15 protein-coding genes are annotated in these 19,491 nt (G+C 42.7%); 3 read left to right on the top strand and 12 right to left on the bottom strand.

The window, feature by feature from the left end; all coding sequences use genetic code 11:
* Positions 1 to 79 precede the first annotated feature (79 nt).
* Complete coding sequence (locus tag AC1DP6_RS13905) at positions 80 to 913, bottom strand: class I SAM-dependent methyltransferase (RefSeq protein ID WP_477055368.1); 834 nt, start codon at positions 911 to 913, stop codon at positions 80 to 82.
* A gap of 325 nt (positions 914 to 1,238) precedes the next feature.
* On the opposite strand from AC1DP6_RS13905, the gene AC1DP6_RS13900 reads away from it, so the two are divergent.
* Positions 1,239 to 2,540 (top strand): YncE family protein, encoded by a 1,302-nt coding sequence (locus AC1DP6_RS13900; RefSeq protein ID WP_477055367.1) that lies wholly within the window; start codon positions 1,239 to 1,241, stop codon positions 2,538 to 2,540.
* A gap of 27 nt (positions 2,541 to 2,567) precedes the next feature.
* Here the strand turns inward: AC1DP6_RS13900 and AC1DP6_RS13895 are convergent, their stop codons facing one another.
* Positions 2,568 to 3,986: a S41 family peptidase gene (locus AC1DP6_RS13895; protein WP_477055366.1), complete on the bottom strand. Its 1,419-nt coding sequence runs from the start codon at positions 3,984 to 3,986 to the stop codon at positions 2,568 to 2,570.
* A 483-nt stretch (positions 3,987 to 4,469) separates the two neighbouring features.
* Here AC1DP6_RS13895 and AC1DP6_RS13890 point away from each other — a divergent pair, with 483 nt between their 5' ends.
* Positions 4,470 to 6,134 carry an ArnT family glycosyltransferase gene (locus AC1DP6_RS13890; protein WP_477055365.1) on the top strand — a complete coding sequence of 555 codons (1,665 nt, stop codon included), beginning with the start codon at positions 4,470 to 4,472 and terminating at the stop codon, positions 6,132 to 6,134.
* 87 nt (positions 6,135 to 6,221) lie between these two features.
* Here the strand turns inward: AC1DP6_RS13890 and AC1DP6_RS13885 are convergent, their stop codons facing one another.
* Together AC1DP6_RS13885 and AC1DP6_RS13880 are read right to left on the bottom strand one after the other, a co-directional pair.
* Complete coding sequence (locus AC1DP6_RS13885) at positions 6,222 to 7,082, bottom strand: 2OG-Fe(II) oxygenase (RefSeq protein ID WP_477055364.1); 861 nt, start codon at positions 7,080 to 7,082, stop codon at positions 6,222 to 6,224.
* Between the two features lie 184 nt (positions 7,083 to 7,266).
* On the bottom strand, positions 7,267 to 8,070 hold the full coding sequence (locus AC1DP6_RS13880) for an alpha/beta fold hydrolase (RefSeq protein ID WP_477055363.1): 804 nt from the start codon (positions 8,068 to 8,070) through the stop codon (positions 7,267 to 7,269).
* An 89-nt stretch (positions 8,071 to 8,159) separates the two neighbouring features.
* Here AC1DP6_RS13880 and AC1DP6_RS13875 point away from each other — a divergent pair, with 89 nt between their 5' ends.
* Complete coding sequence (locus AC1DP6_RS13875; RefSeq protein WP_477022245.1) at positions 8,160 to 8,510, top strand: winged helix-turn-helix transcriptional regulator; 351 nt, start codon at positions 8,160 to 8,162, stop codon at positions 8,508 to 8,510.
* A 3-nt stretch (positions 8,511 to 8,513) separates the two neighbouring features.
* Here AC1DP6_RS13875 and AC1DP6_RS13870 read toward each other — a convergent pair whose 3' ends face one another.
* From AC1DP6_RS13870 to AC1DP6_RS13835, 8 genes are all read right to left on the bottom strand, one after another.
* Positions 8,514 to 8,720, bottom strand: a complete 207-nt coding sequence (locus AC1DP6_RS13870) for a hypothetical protein (RefSeq protein ID WP_477055362.1) — start codon at positions 8,718 to 8,720, stop codon at positions 8,514 to 8,516.
* Between the two features lie 170 nt (positions 8,721 to 8,890).
* On the bottom strand, positions 8,891 to 9,694 hold the full coding sequence (locus AC1DP6_RS13865) for a hypothetical protein (protein WP_477055361.1): 804 nt from the start codon (positions 9,692 to 9,694) through the stop codon (positions 8,891 to 8,893).
* A gap of 12 nt (positions 9,695 to 9,706) precedes the next feature.
* Positions 9,707 to 10,486: a hypothetical protein gene (locus AC1DP6_RS13860; RefSeq protein ID WP_477022248.1), complete on the bottom strand. Its 780-nt coding sequence runs from the start codon at positions 10,484 to 10,486 to the stop codon at positions 9,707 to 9,709.
* 23 nt (positions 10,487 to 10,509) lie between these two features.
* Entirely contained in the window at positions 10,510 to 13,917 is a 3,408-nt protein-coding gene (locus tag AC1DP6_RS13855) for a TonB-dependent receptor (protein ID WP_477055360.1), read from the bottom strand.
* A gap of 207 nt (positions 13,918 to 14,124) precedes the next feature.
* Positions 14,125 to 15,132 (bottom strand): FecR family protein, encoded by a 1,008-nt coding sequence (locus AC1DP6_RS13850; RefSeq protein WP_477022250.1) that lies wholly within the window; start codon positions 15,130 to 15,132, stop codon positions 14,125 to 14,127.
* A gap of 95 nt (positions 15,133 to 15,227) precedes the next feature.
* Positions 15,228 to 15,818, bottom strand: coding sequence for an RNA polymerase sigma-70 factor (locus AC1DP6_RS13845; protein ID WP_477022251.1), 591 nt, complete (start codon positions 15,816 to 15,818; stop codon positions 15,228 to 15,230).
* A gap of 142 nt (positions 15,819 to 15,960) precedes the next feature.
* Positions 15,961 to 16,623: a hypothetical protein gene (locus AC1DP6_RS13840; RefSeq protein ID WP_477022252.1), complete on the bottom strand. Its 663-nt coding sequence runs from the start codon at positions 16,621 to 16,623 to the stop codon at positions 15,961 to 15,963.
* A 5-nt stretch (positions 16,624 to 16,628) separates the two neighbouring features.
* The gene (locus AC1DP6_RS13835) at positions 16,629 to 19,406 is read right to left on the bottom strand and encodes an outer membrane beta-barrel protein (protein WP_477055359.1); all 2,778 of its coding nucleotides are present in this window, start codon (positions 19,404 to 19,406) and stop codon (positions 16,629 to 16,631) included.
* Positions 19,407 to 19,491 lie beyond the last annotated feature (85 nt).

Below are 19,491 nucleotides of genomic sequence, written 5' to 3'. Positions count from 1 at the left end.
AATAGTGGAGCTTTCCAGGTTGCTGTAAAAATGAAAGATGGTCTCAGTTTTTTTCAAACTTAAATTGGGGTCTTTAACTTCAATGTTTTGTTGCGGTTGTAACCCGCATACTCCACTGAAAATATATCTTCTCACTAATAGCGTGATTACGAATCTTATCAAGTACATTTCCCCTGATCATATCCACCATATTGTCGGGAATACCTTTTAGTGCGTTCATTACATCAGCACTTACAGTAGTTACATATAGCCAGTAGTCGTTCATGGAACTGAATTCCACGACTCCTGTTATCTCTTCCTCTGTGATGTCTTCAAAGTTCGCCGTTTCAAACCAATCGGTCATCGTTCCTGGTTGCATGCAATAAAACATACCCGGTTTGTGCCTGTTGTAAGACTTATGATGTGTTAATTCTGTGATCGCGTCCAGCACATTGCTGATCCAGAGATTTTTTTCCAAAACACCCCAGGTAGATACCGACACCCAACCGTTTACTTTCAACACACGATGCATTTCTTTCAGGCCAGCAGATACATGGGGGAAAAACATGACCCCGTTGCGGCAGACAATCGCATCAAAAAGATTATCAGGGAATGGCATAAATGATGCATCAAACCTGATTGCCCTATAATTATACAACCCCTTCTCCTTTGCGTTTTCATTGGCAATCGCTATCATCTTTTCAGAAATATCAGTGCCTGTTACCAGCAAATCCGGCTGCATTGCTGCAATAGTCAGTCCTGGCTCACCAGTTCCTGTTGCAACATCCAACACGTTCATAGAAGAAGCTAAATGAAGATTTTCAATTAATTTTTTACTCACAGGATTAAGGAAGAAATTAATGACTGACTCCCATTTCTTTCTGCCATGTGAGTTTTTATCCCAGTATTCCTGGGCAGACAATCCGGTACTCATGGTGGGTTAATTTTAGTTTTAAATAATGCAAATTGAATTACAGGAATATTACATACGCTGGCTACAATGAATACAAGCTCATTTCATAGTTTCCGATAAACATTTTTTAAACGTAATAGTTAAATAATAAACGATCGTGGAATTACTGTTTCATGGCTCACTCTTTGTAAGAATAAATAAGACTAAAAATATTACTTAGCAGTACTAACTATGATAAAATTAATACTCAATAGTGAATAATGGCATCAGTATATCAGTAAAATAAACAGACTGCAATGATCGTTCGTGGTGGAAATAATACATTTGCTCCATAAGCCACCAACATATGAAAACTCCCACACGTATTACTACCATTATACTCCTGGGCATTATAACCATATGCCCCTCCTGCAAAAAAGCAGTGGATCCATCCTTAAAACAAAAAACACTTTTCTTTATTGACTATCGACATCTTAGAGCTGGAAAAGATGGTGTCCTGACAATGGAACTGGACCCTGACTCTCCGTATTTTGGAAATATACTTTCTAAAACAGAAATCGGCGTAAGCGTACTCCCCCACCATCTCTACTTTAACAGAGATGAAAAACGCCTCTTCACCACCGCTTTAGGAGGAGATTATCTCTACGAATTAAAAATGGATTGGGACAAGGATGGTTATCCTATCATTCATACCGTAACACCAGTCAATACACATGGAAATAGGGTGGGTGAAGATATCTTCTTCACAAAAAGCGGCGAATACTGGGTTACCTTCATGGGAGGGCACGGAGGTTTACACGATGGAAGCGTAGGTGTATTTAACGCCCAAACAAATGAATTGGTAAAAACAATCAGTAGGTCTATCGATGCACATCCCGATAAATTTATTATGTATCCTCATGGCATTTCTATTTATGAAGATAAGAAACTCGCCATGGTGACCAGCACTATTCACCCTGATCTCACTTCCGGTGTTGGCAATACCTGTACCCTGATAGACATGAACACTTATCAGATCATTAAAACATATCAGGTTGCTGATAGCGCCAAAGACCTTTCCAGCCCCGTGGAAGTGCTACTATTGAGGAATGGGTTTCCTCCCTATGCACTGGCTAATACCATGCTTGGAGGAGACATCTGGATATCATCCTACGATGCCAGCCGCAATACCTATCATGATTTTAACCGGGTATTGAAAGGGTCTACTATGGGCCTCGGCTGGGCACTGGAATTTTACATAGCAGATGATAAACGTTTATACGTATCATTTGCTCAACCAGGCAAAGTACTTGTATTCGATATCAGTCAACTACCGCAAATGAAACTCCTGAAAACTTTACCCGCCAATAGAGGTGCCCACCACATGGCCTTCTTTAAAACGAAATCAGGAAAGTCGGTTGTTGCCATTCAGAACAACCTGCTAAACCTTCCGGACTTAAACTCTGGAACAATCGATGTGGTAGATGTAGATACCGGTGAAATGCTGGGCCGGGTGGATATGCGTAATAAATATGGGTTGTTACCCGAGTCTATTGAAGGTACCTTTGGTAGCGCTAATTATATGCATCACTRGTCATTCATGCTGTATGGCCTCTACGAGGCATTCATGCACAATTTTTATAAAAAGTATGCAAAGCATTCGTATTAAATACCATATCTTAATCCCGGCATTACATTAACGGATATTCTTTAGGTAATTGTAGACTGTTTCAATCCAATCAGATGATTCATAATCCAACTCGACATCTGGCTTAATACCAATATTATCAATGTAGGGCGAGCTGGAATGATCGCCTGCACCCATTGGGCATATAAATGAAAATACAGAACAAGGCAATTGCCTGGTGCGTCCTATTTCAGTATTATCAAGGGCGCCACCAGTGCTCCTTCCAAATAAAATAACTTTATCACTTTGCTTCGCCCATAAGATAAATAATTCAGCAGCACTGAATGTTGTTTCGTTAGCCAAAATCCCAACGATTAAGGGATTAGATTTAGTACTGTCAAGAACAAATGTACCTGCTCCGGATGTCGTGACGATTTCATTTGGATGATTCTCCAGTTTATATATAATTGAGTCGAAAGCTTGTTTATCTTCATCCGAAAACCCCGCTGCATTTCTTAGTTCCTTGTAAATTTGTATGTTTTCCGGAGATGATTTCACTTGCAAACCATCCATTTTTACCGGTTTGGTATACAAATATGGTAATATTGAAAATGTCGACATGATGTGGCCTCCACCATTATTTCGAAGGTCTATAATCAGATATTTTCTATTGGAGATTAGACTATCGTTAGATTTAATCACACTATCAATTAATGATTTTTTGTCAATCAAAAAATCATTAATTGCAATCACGCCTGCATCCTTTCCTATCGTTTCAAACCTAATTCCCTCGGCAGGTTCTGAATATGCGACATTTGGGTAAATTTTGCGCCAGCTGTTAATCCCCTGGATAATTAACGTATTTCTTTGCAGGTAAGCAGTTGTATGTATCGGTGTATGATCTTTACTATAATATTTGATATCGAAAGCATCGCCATTTTTCATCAACTCCATTCTTACCTGGCCAACGTTCCATAGGATGCTATCAGCCTGCAAAATTACTCCAACATATTTATTATAATCATTTCGAAATATTGCAATATCTGTTTTAAGTGATTTTAATTGCCAAATACCTTCAATAGGATTTGGTTTATTAAGATTAAAATACCGGATTATACTATCTCTTGTGATAGAGATAACTGGCCAGTCTTTGAAGTATGATTTAATTACCTCGATGTTCTTACCCTTTGCTACCAAATTTAACTTTAAGTGCGGGTCGTTAAAATATGTCAAATACGCTTTCAGAACATTTTCATAACACTTAAAATCTGTAGCTACCTTTGCCTGCTCCCTTAAACTATCGAGGAAAAGAGTATATCCTCCTTTAGCCTCAATCTTCTTTTGAAAAGCAATATAGTTTACTTCAACGCTATTGGATAAGCTGTCCAGGTTTTCGAGACATGAGCATTGCGCACTTGCAAGGAGCGGATTAAGCATTAAGAATATTGAATAGAAAACTCGCATAGGGTTAGCAGCTGAGGGTTTCATATTTGATAAGTAAATGGGTTACAAAATGGTTATTTCTTTCCTAAACAAATTAAAGATGATATATACCCGCAGTATATAGATCATATAAAGCAACACTTGCCAAATACACAAAGGTGTTTTATAGATATGAAGGGCTAAAATAGAAATTATTCTGATAAAATATCTCACTTGCATAGCTTTTTCTCCAGATACTTTCACCATTTTATCAAATGACCTAAAATATAATTAAATACAAGACCTACTCTACTTTGTCAATGTCATCTTTCTTAACTATGGATATTGCAATTTAGGATCTTAACTATATAACTTAACCGGATAAATTAAATTGCGATGCTACTCCCTAAAATCTGGCCAAATCATATAGATTGTTCTGTCTTCCTGAAGAAATGTACTTCACCAGTGTGCCYAAAAAGAATTCATAATTTGTAAATGATAGTATATGAACATATATTTGTTCAATACAACCATTTACATACGGTGCATATGCGTACAACTAAACTATCAAGTATCCTATTATTGGCAGTGATTGCAGCGCTTTTTTTCATTCCTTTCCTTGGTCGGGTGCATTTATTTGATTGGGATGAAATAAATTTTGCGGAGTGTTCCAGGGAAATGCTGAAGCTGGACGATTATACCAGGATCTATGTCAATTTCAAGCCCTTCTGGGAAAAACCACCGATGTTCTTCTGGATGCAAAGTCTGTCCATGAAAATATTTGGGATCAATGAATTTGCAGCACGTTTCCCCAATGCGCTCTGCGGGATCGTTACCCTTATTGTTCTTTTTCTTTGTGGTACAAGATTATATGATAAAAAGTTTGGAGTCCTCTGGGCGCTTGCTTTCGGAGGATCGCTTTTCCCTAATATGTACTTCAAATCCGGTATTATTGATCCATGGTTTAACCTGTTTACCTTCCTCTCACTGTACTATTTTATTTTGTATAACTGGAAGCAGAATGGATTTGATAAGGAGGGTATAGACAAAAAACCGGTATACTATGCTGTTTGGGCAGGCATTTATATGGGACTTGCCATTCTGACCAAAGGACAGGTGGCATTGATGGTTTTCCTGATGGTGTTAGGGTGTTATTTTATTTATAACCGGTTCAGGTTCTTTTTTAACTGGTGGCATGCCCTTTTGTTTTTGGTGGTCGCTTCTTTGGTTACCTCATCCTGGTACGGATATGAAACGGCCAAGAACGGGCCCTGGTTCATTACAGAGTTTTTAAAGTACCAGTATCGTCTCTTTACCACCCACGATGCGGGGCAGGCGGGCTTTTTCGGGTATCACTATGTAGTGCTGCTCGTCGGATGTTTCCCGGCTTCTCTTTTTGCCATCCCAGCTTTCTTTAAAGCGCGCTACAGCAGCAGGTTTGATAAAGATTTTAAGATTTGGATGTTGCTGTTGTTCTGGGTAGTAACGCTTTTATTCACGATTGTACAATCGCGCATTATTCACTATTCCTCTTTGGCCTGGTTCCCTATTACTTTCCTGGCAGCCTATTCCTTTTATAAATGGGACAGAAAGGAAATGGATTATAAAAAATATGTGGGTGTATTAACAACGATACTGGGCGGAATCATCGCATTGGTATTGCTGGCTGTTGCGCTGATCGCATTAAATATCAAGCAACTGATCCCTTATGTTCACGATACATTTGCCCAGGCAAATATGGCGGCTGATGTAACCTGGAGTGGTTGGGAAGGTATAGTGGGGATCCTGATGGTAGTAACTATTATAGTGGGAATAAGGCAGTTGAAAAAGCATGCATTCACCAATGCGGCCACCACTTATTTTGTTGGAACGGGCCTTGTTATTTTCCTGGCGGCAGCGATCATTGTTCCCAAAGTAGAAAAGTATTCGCAGGCTGCTGCTATTGAGTTTTTCGAGCAAAGGCAAGGGGAAGATTGCTATGTAACCACATTAGGTTATTGGAGCTATGCACCTTTCTTTTATACTCATAAAGAGAAACCGGTGAATCAGAATTCTTATGATGAAGCCTGGTTGTTGACGGGAGATATTGATAAACCTGCTTATTTTGTAACAAAAATTGATAGGGTAGATCAATATAAAGTGCATACTTCATTGAAAGAGCTATATCGTAAAAATGGATTTGTGTTTTTGAAGAGGGAGGTGCCGTCTAAGTAACCGAACTATTCGAAAGTAAATAATAATAGTAAAGGCGTTGGAATGTATCCAACGCCTTTACTATTATTATTTTCAGCCGGTATTCTTTTACTTTTTACGGGAAAAGAACCGCAGCACTTTACTTATAATTTTATCGTTTGATCCCAGCATGCCTTTGATCTCTGTATAAACAGCCACCATTGCATTATCCAGTTTCACCATAAATTTTTTCTTCTCTTCTCCGGGACGTACCATGTAATGAGTCGCTCTGCGAAAAGGTTGGGCTTCCTCCGTATAATAATACAAAGCAATAGATCTTCTGTACCGGTCCTCAGGGCACGTGGTTGGTTCCGGGTGTCCATGGAAGGAATCAGCATCTGTATTAAAAATAACACAGCGATTAAAAACAGGCAGCACTTTCTTTTCGCAAGCTTCCATTTTTGTGTCCCAAAGTTCCAGTTTGCCTCCCCATTCTTCTTCCCAGTCTTTGTTCAGGTATACGAGCACATTTACCCGCCGCTGCCAGCGACGATGATGCGGGTGCACCGTGAAATCGGCATGGATATTAAGATAGCCGCCCCTTTTTGACTGATGTATGCCGCCCCCTTCGAGGAGGTCATCTTTCATAAGGCCTTTTATTCCGGTCAGGGTGCTGAGGAATTCAAGGAATTCAGGAGAATTCAGTTCATTAATGGTCCGTTTAATAGACGCCGGCAGGAGATCGAGCTTATTCAGCCCTGCCTTGTTTTCATTATAATGAACATAATTGATCCAGCCATCCGCCTCATTCAATTTATCAAACTCCTGGACACACTTGTCCAATACATCGGGGTTCAGGAAGTTTTCTAATACAATATGCGGATAAGGGTTGGCTCCCTGGTATTCGCTGCTGAGCACTGGGAGCTGACTATTCCAATAGTCACGATCAAATAACAGTGTGTTGTGGGTTGTTTCCTTGATGGTTTGCACTTCTAGAGTTTTTATGCATGACTTTCAAAAGAGGTATAAATATAATGCAAATACTAATTGCTTTCGCATACCTGTAAATTGCATGCATATTATTACCTAATTGTTACATTTTGGAATTATCCGGTGCAAATCGGRTCTTACCGTAACCACCCCAGCTTTGGTACCGCTGAGGTCCTGATATGGCTCATTTTAACGACTCCAGCATTTGGGCAAGTTCAACCGGCATGGTCATCATGGCATCGTGCCCTGTTTTCAGCTCGAGGTACTTCCAGCCCTTGCTGGTCTTTGTTTCGTCTGCAAATGGCCGGATGGCACGGAGTTCCGGATTTGTACAGGCAATGTAAGTAAGAGGCAGGTGATTACCGTACGGATGTTTTAGTACCAGCGGCTGCATAAAAGTTCTAAAAGGCTGATTTGTTAAACGTTCATTCACCCATTTAACATCATGAGCATTGGTGATGCCAAAGAACTCAGCTGATAAAAACGGAAGACTTAACCCTTTGTCAAATTGGTTAGCGGATTTAATAAAGCGCTCGCGGATATCCTCCGGGCTCACGTCGAGTGCGCTTTGCCCATTTTTCATCAGCATGGCATCAAGAAACACCAGTTTTGACAATCTTTCCGGAATACGGTCTGCAACACCTGCAATAACGCCACCCGCGTAACTATGACCCACCAGGACGACATTGTGCAGGTCTTCCGATACAATCAAATTAACAATATCAGCAATATGAGTATTCAGATCAACATGGCTATTCAACGTGTTTTTATGTTCTCCCAGACCGCTCAACGTTGGTGTATAAACGATATCCCCTTTTGCGCGCAGTTGCGTACTCACTTTTTGCCAGCACCAGCCTCCGTGAAATGCACCGTGTACCAACACAAAAACCGGCGGCTTTATCACCGGCTGGGCATTTGCCTGGAAAACAAAAAGTGATAAAATTAGCAGGAAGTAAAATGACAATGCGTTACTTAATTTTAGTTTCATAATGTTTTATTTTTGTGAATGCAAATGTCGCCTTGCACATTTGGTCATTCAATAACTCACCCTAAAGTGAGTATCAATTCTTATTCATTATGTCGAGTAAACTAAAAGCGGGAACATCCAATGCCAACAACCTGGTGGTACTAAGCTGTAAATGTGAAGTGAATGAGGTGCTGCGAAACATCAGTACAAGATGGAAAATGCCGATCTTGCATAGCATCGCCAGAGGCACACGTCAGTTTAGTCTTCTCAAAAATGCTTTTCCTTCCCTATCAGATCAAATATTAGGTAAGCGCCTTTCAGAGCTGGTCACAGACCAGTTGATACACAAAACCATATTAGAAGAAAAAGCACCCATGAAGATTGTATATACCCCAACCATAAAGGGTATGGAGTTATTGCAGATAATTGATGATTTGCATAAGTGGGGGCTAAAGTGGTAACGGCTATCTCTGTCTGTTTAACTTCTTCTTCAGCAAATGTCTCTTCCACATCCAAAGACCACTTAATACCACCACCGGCAAAAACACCCAACGTACTGCATTGGCAGCAGGCGGATTGTCTGCTACCGGCCCATAGATATATCCCAGGATGGGAATGCTGAGTATAATGTGTAACCAGCGGATCGTCTTACGTTCTGTAGCTGCTTTCATAAAAAACGTTTGTTGCACAAAACTAGCCCCCTACCGGATAGCGAATTATGAAAAGTAGACATGCTGGAAAGATGTGCCGATAACACGGGAATCTATCTGGATATTGAGCTATTCACCCACTCATTACCCTACCTTTTGGGGCAGGGTAATGAGTGGGTGAAATTTTATGCTCACTGGACTCTGTCCGGGTAAAAAAACAACCTTGAATATCCCAGTCTCCAGCCACCGGGGACGATAAAATAGGGCTGTACTATGCCTTTTTCACCAGACACGGGGAAAAACAAGCCTTGTGCATCTATTTTGCTCTGCGCTTCGTCATCCAGGAAAGCCCATTGATCGATGGTACCTGCTTTGGTAAAATAAAGGCTCGATTTACTCAGATCATTCTTATTGTCAAAGTCCTTCGCTGGCAAATAATCAATGTAGGTCCAGGCTCCCGGGTGTACATTCTTTGCCAGATAGTAGCGGTATTCCATACCGGTGTTGGCATCCAGCCTGTACAAAAAAATATCAAAAGGCGCTTCACTTTCTGTGTGCTGTACGTAAAATCCCAGCTTGTTGGTGGTCTCATTTGCTTCGGGTGGATGCAGCGCTTGTATCTTTCCATCCACGTAAATGAAATTAAAAAAGGCTTTCGTACCTGAAACAGGTAAGGGATCGCTATACCAAACGCTGTCATTCACCGGATTTTTAATGCGCAATACGGGCGGAACAGCTCCCGGCCTGTATGTATACACCGCCCTAAATTCGAATAATGACACGGGCTTCAGGATATAATTTCCATTGAATCTGGTGGCATCATATCTGGTGGTATCTATACTAATCTCCAGTTGCTCACTACTTCCATTGTATCCGGCAATGATGATATGTGTGGCTTTTTCAGCGACCAGCGCCTCTTTATTACATGCGGTAAATGCTAACAACACGCCTATCAGCAGGACTGGTAATTTTCGATAATTTATTATTGACATCATGATCTGTTGCTTTTACAATTCCAGGTTTTTAGTGAATCCCATAATATTATCTGAAGCTTCCTCACTAAAGATATACACCCTGGCAGATGTGGTCGATGGCGATGGCAGCGGAACAGCTGACGAGATGGTATTCCAGCTATAATCTGTTCCATCTGTATAAAACTCATTAGTACCGGCTTTGTAGATATAAGCTCTGAAAAGCACCGGTGTTTTCTGCCCGTTATATAGCTGTCCGGAAGTGGAAAAAGTGGAAATAGATATAGGCTCACTGAGCTCATTAGGCTTTACATTTTTAATTCTCCCTATTTCCTCAGACACTTTTGGCGTGAAATAATACTTCACCAATGCAATGTCCACCGGCTCACTGTAGTTGGTCTGGATTGGGCGGAAAATATACCTTATCTTAATCTTTCCTTCTTCTATAGCAGGTACCTGTGGCAGATCCGCTGTTTTTTCGTCCAGGTATAAAAAGCCTATTTTGACAAGGCCATCATTTCTTTTCAATATTTTTTCCAACACCAGTTTTCCTGTACCCTGTTCAGTGATACGCAGCTTCACACTTTCCTGGTTGCCCATAAATGAATAGGGCAAGGTTTCATTGACGGATGAATTTGGATAATACACAAACTTGAATGTATCCAGTTTTACATCCAGGTATTCATCGCTGCCATTATAGCCCTTTAGTTTAACAGTGACCACATTTTCTTTATAATAGAAATCATCATTTTTACTACAGGAAGACAGTACCAGCATGCCTGCCACCAGGGCGTAGATTGTATATAAAATCTTCATTTGTATCATTTTTTTTGTAAGATTTAGAAAGAATAGGATGCTGACAGGCTGAAAGAAGTACCTGTTTTACGGATAAAAGTGTCTTTATCCCCTACCCTTCTTTTCGTCTTTCCGTCTTCCGATGTTTCATAATACCCGTTTTCATACTTCTGGGAAAAACCATATTTCCATTCGTAGATTTCACTCCATTCGGTTGCCGGGATCGCTGAAATATCCATCCCTTTCCATTTATCCAATAGTTTATATGTATCGCTGCTATTGATATAAAACCTGTAAGGATTATTGAGCAGGTTGGAAATATTCATTTTCACCGCTAAATTTTTCTTCTTTAAAAATTGGTAGCTCAGTTGAGCATCCATTTGGCTGCGCGGACGTTCGTACTCTACGATATCCGGCGCCATACCGGTGGAGAAGGTTTTGTACCCCATATGGTTGAACGCAATATTCACCCCTAAACGATTGCCGCTATATTGCAGCCCCGCATTATAGAGTACTGGCACCTGACCGTATAATGGTCTTTTTTCTTTCTGCAATGTCTTCGTGCGATATTCATAGGTATTGCCGTATTTATCTTCACTCATACCCTTTCCAACGAACGAACTGGCCTGTACCTCCGAACGCTGTAGGGTCAGGTTGCTACTCACGAATATATTGTTCAGCAATTTCCAGTCGGGTTTTATAAATCCGAGGCTTTTGCGCATATCAAATTCCAATCCGCTCACCTTCGCCCATTCAGAATTCTGGGTGGTCACGTATATGCGCTGGCTGGCATCTATTTGAGAACGATACAATTCCACCGGTTTATCGAAATATTTGTGGAAAGCACTAACGGAAATCACTTCACCCGGTTTGGGATACCACTCTACCCTCAAATCATAGTGATCAATGGTGGTGGATAATACGCCCTCATTACGGCGGTAAGCGCCGATGGCAGGATCATAACGGATCATACGCGAGTTTTCAATTAATGCAGGTCTTACTACCGATTGGGAATAAGCCGCCCGGATATTAAAATCACTGAAGGGTGTTACCGTTAAGTTGGCGGAGGGGAGATAACGCCAGGTTTTTTCTTCTGTTGCCGGATCTGCAAAAGGCGTTACTATTTTTCCTGTTGCCGGATCTACAAACTTCTTCTTCTCTTCCTGCTCTATCAGTTTACTGATCAGATAGTCGTTTGCCGAGTTTTCCAATCTTTCATATTTATAATATTCCGCGCGTATTCCCCATACTAAACGCAGCCAGCTGTTGAAGCGATTATCCATCATAACATAGGTTCCCTGGTTGATATTTCTTCCCTCATATGAATTTTGAGAGAAGGCGGCGGGAAAGTATAACAGATCTTTCAAAGGGTCATTGAACGCCATAAATTGCTGCCATTCCTGCACCGGCACATAACCGTATATATTGCCGGCGGTCTGTACGGTACCAATTGGCAATATCGTCCAGTCGTAAATGCCATGGCGCTCCATGTATTGATAACCGGCTTTTATCGTCTGCTTTTGTCCCAACGCTTTGAAGTGATAACTTAATGCCCCTTCTGCTATGCTGTTTGTTTCTTCATACTTGTATTGTCCCCGGTTGAAAGTGCCGCTTCCCGGGTTCGTAATCGCGTTGGGCATTACATTGTAAACCTTGCCATTAAGGGTATTTACGGGAGCCAGCCATGCCTCAATGGCATCTTTCTCCAGGTTAGTCAGCTTATTGCGGGATACGTTCCAGTCTAAACGAAAAGCACCAAAAGTATGCTCGCCATTGATGCGATTTTGCAGCAAGTCAATAAATTTAGGGCGATCGTATTCCCGGATACCTGGCAAACCTTCGTAACCGATGTCATTAGCAAAACCTACTATGCGCGAAAATTGGTTATTGAACATCCGGGAATAAAAATTCCTTACTGTAATTTTATGATTTTTCCTGGTCCATCCTAAGTTGAACAAGGCCCCCCAGCTTGTATTAAAATTGTACTGGTTAGCGAAAGTCGGCTCCACTGGTTGTCCGGTGGCTACATCGTAACCAGGCCTTCCTGGCTTCTCCCAGTTACCACGCCCGAAGAAGGGGATATCATCAATGGATTGTTCATTACGGTAGCTCAATGAACCTACAAAACCGATACGACTATTTTTCAGGTCATAACTCCGGCCAAGGCTGAACTGGTAGTTTTGGCCGGGCATCGTTTTGTAAGTCCGCGTCCCCATGCGCTCCAGTCCCCCTATTTTTTTATTTTGTTCGGCGATCATGGCCGGTGTGATGGGCTTTATACCTGCCGCAGGTGTAGCATAGGGATCTGTGGGTTGGTAGTTGTCATTCGTAAAAATCATCAGTTTTTTGGGGAAATGCTCCCTGCTGCCATCATCAAAACCCAAATAGTCGTTCTTACCGCGGCCATATCCGAGGAAATCCCTGCCGGTGCTGCCTTCGATATATTTGCTACCGAAACTTAACGTAGTGAAATTGTTATCCGGAATAGCGAGGGTGTTGATCTGTACCAATCCTCCACCGAAACCAAAGCTCATATCAGGAGTGGCGGTTTTGGAAACAACTACGTTGTCGATCAGGTTACTGGGTACAATATCAAATTCAAAGTCACGTACCTGTACATCTGTACTGGGGAGTATGGCGCCATCCATCATGGCCAGGTTATAACGTTCAGCAATTCCCCGCACTACCACTGTTTTGTTGTCATTTGTAGAGATCCCTGAAATTCTCTTCAGTGTTTCCCCGATGTTTTTATCCGGGAGAGCATCAATTTGTTCGCGGCTCATACCGTTGGTGATACCTGCTTCATTCTTCTGGCGAACATATAACGCTGCGGTACTTTCCGTTTTGTATTTTGAGGTAATCACCACCTGGCTCAGGGTGCTGGTAGATGGAGTCAATACCACATCGAGCCTGGTAGCACGATCTCCGGTAACAACGATCTCTGTAATACGCTTTGTCCGGAAGGAAATATAACTTACTTCAACCGTGTAAGTACCTGGCGGCAGGGTAAACTGGTAAGCGCCATCCGCACCACCCGGCATTACCTGGCCTGTTTGTAATACCCTGATAGTGGCTCCTGGCAGCGGTTCATTCTTTTCATCAACTATTCTTCCCTGTAGCCGGCCAGGCTTGGGCTGCTGACTAACCGATACCAGGTTACCCACTGGTTTAAAAACCAGGCGATGATGGGATGCCAGCGTTTGAAGTGTAGCTGCAAGCGTTTCATTATTTACGCTGATGCTGACCGGGCCTAATTTTCCGATCTCCCTTGGATAGGCGAAAGTAAAGCCGGACTGCTGTTCCAGGGCATCCAGGATCTGATCCAGGGCCGCACCTTTAAAAGTGACGGACACCCTGACATCATTTATGTCCTGAGATTTTACCACTTCAGCGAAACCTGTACCTGCCATCGTTAAAATAATAACGAGTACATTAAAGGCAAACCTGGTCATTGCACATAGGTGTTTAATTACATTCTTTTTTTTCGTAGAATTGTACATGCTTTTAGGTATTTGTTACACGAATTGACAATAGATCTGAAAAGCTACATGGAAGTGGAGGCCTCGAACCCTCCGCTTCTTTTTCTTTTCGATCTTCTCTTCCTTTGTTGATGGCAATTACTTACCTGGTCATCATACTGGTTGTTTTAGGTTTCGGACTTATTTAATTATGACTTGTTTTTCTTTGAACTGATATTCAAATCCATCGCCGGCTGTGCTGAGGGCGTCCATTACATTTTTGAGATTTTCGTTCTTCAACTTCAGCTTAAAACGCTTTTGCAGCAATGTGTGGTTGGTACATACAAACTTTACATCGTACCACCTGGAAAGGCGTTTGGTAATATTTGCCAGGGTTTCGTAGTTGAATATAAAGGTGCCTCTTTCCCAGGCCTTACTATCAGCGGCATTTACGGTGGCTATTTTCAGGGCCGATGAATGCCGGGTATAGGTTAACTCATTGCCTGGCAATAAAATGCTGGCAGGGGCATTGGGGAGATCAGGAAGAGTCACTCCTACTTTTCCCGTAGCAACGGTTACGGCAATATCCTCATCATCGTGGTATGACCTGATGTTAAAAGAGGTACCCAGTACCTGTACCCGAAGCTTATCTGTGTTAACAAAAAAGGGATGCCGGCCGTCACGTTTTACTTCAAAAAAAGCCTCCCCCCGGAGAATCACTGTTCTATCATCTCCTGTAAATGTTTCAGGGTATTGCAGACTACTTGATGCATTTAAGTATACGATGGTGCTATCAGATAACTGGATCTTCAGCAATTTCCCTGCAGCAGTGCTGCTATTAAGCATCGCCATAACTGCAGGATGGTCACCTTTACCTTTGCGCATAAGATGCCTGCCCAGACCAGCCACCATGATAAGAATAGCTAACATGGCAGCATACTTCAGATATGTAGAAAGTTTAAATCTTTTTTGAGACGGCGGATTGATTTGTGCCACCTTCCGGCGAAACTTATCTTCCCAATCCTTCATCTGCGTTTCATCCACCGGTACATCGCTGCTACCGTCCTCCCATTGCTCGTTCAGGATCTCCTCAAAGATCCGGTCAGCCCCTGGCTGCTCCAGGAATTTGCTGATACGGGCTATCTCTTCCGGCGTACAGTTATTAAGAATGAATTTTTTGATCAGTATTTTATCTACCGGCTTTTCCATTTTTGTGCTTATACTCTATAAAACACAAAAAAGTAGCGGTACCCCTAATGCATCTTAAAAAAAATTTGTGAGCCTGACGGCATTGCTTACAGACATTAATAGAGCAGGATAATAATAATGATCGCCGAATCTGAAAGAGGTTTCAGCTTTTTCCGTAGGAAAACCAGCGAGGCACTCATGTGGTGTTCAACCGTTCTGACAGAGAGATTCAACCGGCTGGCAATTTCCGGATAAGTAAGGTTTTCATGACGACTCAACTCGAATACTTTTTTACGCTGGGGGCTGAGCGCCTCCAGATGCTGGCTATACAAGTTATCAAGTTCACTGGTTAAGATAGTATGATCCGCCGATCGGGAGTCGGCAACATCCACCTCTTCGGAGATATTCAGTGAGGTAGTCTGAATGATCTTTTTCCGCCAGTAGTTGATGAGCGTATTTTTCATCGCACGGAAAAGATAAGGGTTCAGGCTGTCCTCTACCGTAATATTCCCTTTTTTAAGCCATAGGTTAAGCATCACATCCATCACCAGTTCCTCTGCCACCAGGCTATCCTTTGTAAAGGGGAGTGTATATTGATACAGTTTATTAAAATAGCGGCGAAACAACTCGTTAAAGGCAATATCATCGCCTTTCTCACATTGTTTTAGCAGGTGTTTATCTGATAATTCTTTTATTCCTGGGAGCATTACTGTACCGAATTCGACAGCAACAAAATTAAATGATCAAAATTATGCGCATATTAAATAATCATTAATAACAGAGAAGGATTAATAGCTGCCAAAAAAGCCTGCACGAAGCAGGCTCCCTTTTTTATGGAAATAGCTTGGGCTATTTTCCTTCATTCTTTACCGAAACATCAGCTGGTATGCTTACGTCACTTATGCTAACCGGGGAATAGTTAATAGCAGTGGCAATGATACTGACCTTTTTACTGTCTACGCCCAGCACAAGCCCCTTGTCTGCTGAAATCCCCATCGGACCTGCGCTGACGGGGAGTGAATCTGTTATCCACAATGTCATCGGCTCATCATCCTTACTTTTTATCATCAGTTCCCTGCAAGTAAACCCGAGTATTTCTTTTGTCCTTGTACCCGGTTTATTTCCCTTCTTCTCTCCTTTTCCTTTGTCAGATAATACCAGTGTCTTCTTGCCGTCTTCTTCCATCAGCGACCAGGACTGACCCGTAGTTCCATCAGTGTAAACAGCTACCTGTCCTTCATTAGTCACGATCTTTACTTTTGCGCCCTCATCAGAGGTTATGTCATCGGGATCTTTACGGGATAAACGTGTTTTGCTGCCGTTAAAATACAGGACTTCTTTATTCACTACCTTCTCCGGCACCATGTCCTTATACTGTAGCTGATCGGGTTTCATTGCTGCGTGAAGGTTCAGCGTTACTTCATAGTCAATTTTACCCTGACTTTTATCCTGCGCCATGCAGGTAGCACTGGTGATGCCGGCAACAGCCAGCAGTAACATCATCTTTTTCATATACTTTATTTATGTTGTGATTTTGGAAAATGTCTGAATTTGTATACCGCACTGAACAGAAAATATCTTCCCAATGCATTATTCTTCCGGTCTTCTATATATCCGTTACCGTTAATGCGGTTGATGCTGGTATTACGGTTGAGCAAATCGCGGGCTTCTGCACGCAGGGAGAATGCTTTACCGATTCCTTTAACTACAGCCGCATTCAGCAATAGAATGGTATTGTTGTACCCGGAGGCCATCCCCAATGAACTGAAACCGTCTGTTCCGGCTTCCAGTGAAGTATTCCACGGCAGCGTTACGATGGACTCCACACCATACATCAGCAGCCAGTTTTTTTCCGGCAACAGCGGTGTACCCGAGAACCGGCGCATATTCCAGGCAGCACTGCCGCGCGCTGATATGTTGATATGATCCCCCAGGTAATAGTTAAAGTTCATATCCGGCGTAATAGATAATGTCCGGTTAATGTTGGGCAGATCATTTGTAAACGTAATGCGGCGGGCATACCCGGTAGTGATGCCTGCGGTAAAGGAAGAGCCATTGTGGCCAATACCGATGCTTTTACCCACGGAGAGCGATCCGTTAAAATTACCAGCAACATTCACTGGTATGATCCGCTGTCTGCCGCTGCCTGTTTCAATACTGCTGCTATCTGTTATGTCCCTGTTGTAGTAGGTGAAATCAGCGTTGGCGTAAAAGCTATGATCCCCTTTCAGTTTAAAAGAGTTATAGGAAAGACGCAGATGCTGGGTCTTTTTCTGTTGCAGCAATGGATTTCCCTGCCGTATATAGAGTGGATCGCTGTTGTCTTCCAATGGCTGAAGATCCCCCACTGACGGGGCGATTGCTTCCATATTGTACCGGAGGATGAACTTCGATGTTTTACTACGCTTCCATTCTGCATAAGCCTCCGGCAACAGTGCCCGGTAGTTGCCATTTACCTGGTAGCCTTTCATATCGGAGCTTCCGCGGATGTTATACTGCTGCCATCCTCCCCCAACAGTATATAACAGGCGTTTATGATTTCCTGCCAGCGATAGTTTACCCGTATACTGCCAGGTATGGGCATCATAAACATCACTGAGCAGCGCATCAGGTCCGGTATAGTGGCCTATTGTATCACGGTTGCGCACCAGCCTGTTATAATTCCCCTGGCTGTAATAGAGCATTTGTCCGGCCTGTAAGCTAAGGGTACGCGATAACGGTTCCGTATATACGATGTTGCTGTTCACACTGTATACATCTGCTTTATCTGTTCGTTGCTGATCTGTGACATCTTGTTTTTGCCCTCCGGGCAGATTATAAAAACTGCCGGTAGCCTTGTTGTATGTTTCACCATTATTATGATAATACTCCGGCTTTATATTCAGCACTAGTGTACGACCCGGCTTATTCAGGCGATGACGCAGGAATATATCGGTGGTGGCCAATTGTTGCTTATTATTACTGTTGGTTTGCTGCGTGCCTTCATTCAGCAGCTTTACACCATCAGCGGTGAAAGAGTGGTAATTACGGTCTTCCCGGTTACTGCTGCTGTTGAGGCTTATATGAGGAGATATTTTCAGCGAGGTGCGTGCATTGAATTTAATATCCCCGCTCATATCTATACGCTGATTGGTATTATCACCGGCAGTATTACCTGCCTGGAGATAATTGTAGGAAGTATCCTGCAAACGATACTGCCTCGCGTAGTCATAGTTATTGTGGGTATTATTGTTATTGAAGAAATAGCTGCTGCGTAACTTGAAATTATCCCAATCGTTATTGAAGTTGAGGCCGCCGAACTTAGTGTCTGTAAGTCCGACCGGGCGCGCTATTTCAGCGATAGCGCCTTCATTGCCCTCAATCTTTACTCCTTTCATACGCGCCAGTTCTGATAAGGCGGCTGGTGGAAGATTCTTCAGCATGTCATTATCTTTCATCACCAGTTTCAGCAGCTCTGATGCGCTAAAGCCCGACTTATTGACGTTATTGCCTTTGAGCAATCCGGAGAACTGCATATCGCCTGCAAAGCTGTTGGCATTGATACCTCCTTCATATCGACCATCGGTGCCAGCGCCGGCGCTGGCATTGCCGAAGAAGCCACGCTTCCTGTTCTTTTTGGTCACCAGGTTGATTGTTTTCGTCTGCTGTCCGTCTGCCACGCCGGTGAATTCGGCCATATCACTCTGTTTGTCCAGCACCTGTACCTTATCGATCATATCTGCAGGAAGATTGCGCGTAGCAATGGTGGGATCGCTTCCAAAAAACTCTTTACCATCAACGAGGATACGCTGTACTTCCTCTCCCTGTGCTTTGATGGAGCCATCACGCTCCACTTTCACACCGGGTAACTTACGCAGCAGGTCTTCTACCACCGCATTCTCTTTGGTTTTGAATTTCGCCGCATTATATTCTACCGTATCACCTTTCATACGCACCGGTGGGATATCTTCTGTAATCGTTACTTCTTTAAGTGTCAACCCCGGTGTGAGCGAAATACTATCGGGCCATATACCGGGTACGCTTATACGGCGTTTCTGATCCTGGTAACCTAAACTGTGTATGAGCAGATCATATTTACCTGGCCGGATATGGACGAAAGAAACTTTGCCATGCTGATCAGTGGTGCCGGAACGGATCACGGTGGTATCTCCCGCAGTACGGAGAGTCAGGATTGCTCCCGGCAGCGGCTTCCCATTGACAGCATCATGAACGGATGTTTGAAATGATTCCTGTGCCGCGACAACGCCCGGTAGCAGGAAACATAAAAATAAAATGATGGGTAGCATCCTTATCATAGTCATTTGCATTAATCTGTTGCAAAGCTATAGTGATGCTTTTTCTGAATGGGTTAACGGGTATGTATATAGTCTTAATGAGTGT

The organism is Chitinophaga sp. 01L420 (assembly GCF_056399985.1).
Note: the sequence above shows the minus strand (reverse complement) of the source record. Positions and strands in the feature narration are given on the sequence as shown.

What these genes read in the sequence shown, in the direction of transcription:
- AC1DP6_RS13905 (WP_477055368.1), bottom strand. Translation starts at nt 913, where the DNA reads ATGAGTACCGGATTGTCTGCCCAGGAATACTGGGATAAAAACTCACAT.
- AC1DP6_RS13895 (WP_477055366.1), bottom strand. Translation starts at nt 3,986, where the DNA reads ATGAAACCCTCAGCTGCTAACCCTATGCGAGTTTTCTATTCAATATTC.
- AC1DP6_RS13890 (WP_477055365.1), top strand. Translation starts at nt 4,470, where the DNA reads ATGCGTACAACTAAACTATCAAGTATCCTATTATTGGCAGTGATTGCA.
- AC1DP6_RS13880 (WP_477055363.1), bottom strand. Translation starts at nt 8,070, where the DNA reads ATGAAACTAAAATTAAGTAACGCATTGTCATTTTACTTCCTGCTAATT.
- AC1DP6_RS13875 (WP_477022245.1), top strand. Translation starts at nt 8,160, where the DNA reads ATGTCGAGTAAACTAAAAGCGGGAACATCCAATGCCAACAACCTGGTG.
- AC1DP6_RS13870 (WP_477055362.1), bottom strand. Translation starts at nt 8,720, where the DNA reads ATGAAAGCAGCTACAGAACGTAAGACGATCCGCTGGTTACACATTATA.
- AC1DP6_RS13865 (WP_477055361.1), bottom strand. Translation starts at nt 9,694, where the DNA reads ATGATGTCAATAATAAATTATCGAAAATTACCAGTCCTGCTGATAGGC.
- AC1DP6_RS13860 (WP_477022248.1), bottom strand. Translation starts at nt 10,486, where the DNA reads ATGAAGATTTTATATACAATCTACGCCCTGGTGGCAGGCATGCTGGTA.
- AC1DP6_RS13855 (WP_477055360.1), bottom strand. Translation starts at nt 13,917, where the DNA reads ATGACCAGGTTTGCCTTTAATGTACTCGTTATTATTTTAACGATGGCA.
- AC1DP6_RS13850 (WP_477022250.1), bottom strand. Translation starts at nt 15,132, where the DNA reads ATGGAAAAGCCGGTAGATAAAATACTGATCAAAAAATTCATTCTTAAT.
- AC1DP6_RS13845 (WP_477022251.1), bottom strand. Translation starts at nt 15,818, where the DNA reads ATGCTCCCAGGAATAAAAGAATTATCAGATAAACACCTGCTAAAACAA.
- AC1DP6_RS13840 (WP_477022252.1), bottom strand. Translation starts at nt 16,623, where the DNA reads ATGAAAAAGATGATGTTACTGCTGGCTGTTGCCGGCATCACCAGTGCT.
- AC1DP6_RS13835 (WP_477055359.1), bottom strand. Translation starts at nt 19,406, where the DNA reads ATGATAAGGATGCTACCCATCATTTTATTTTTATGTTTCCTGCTACCG.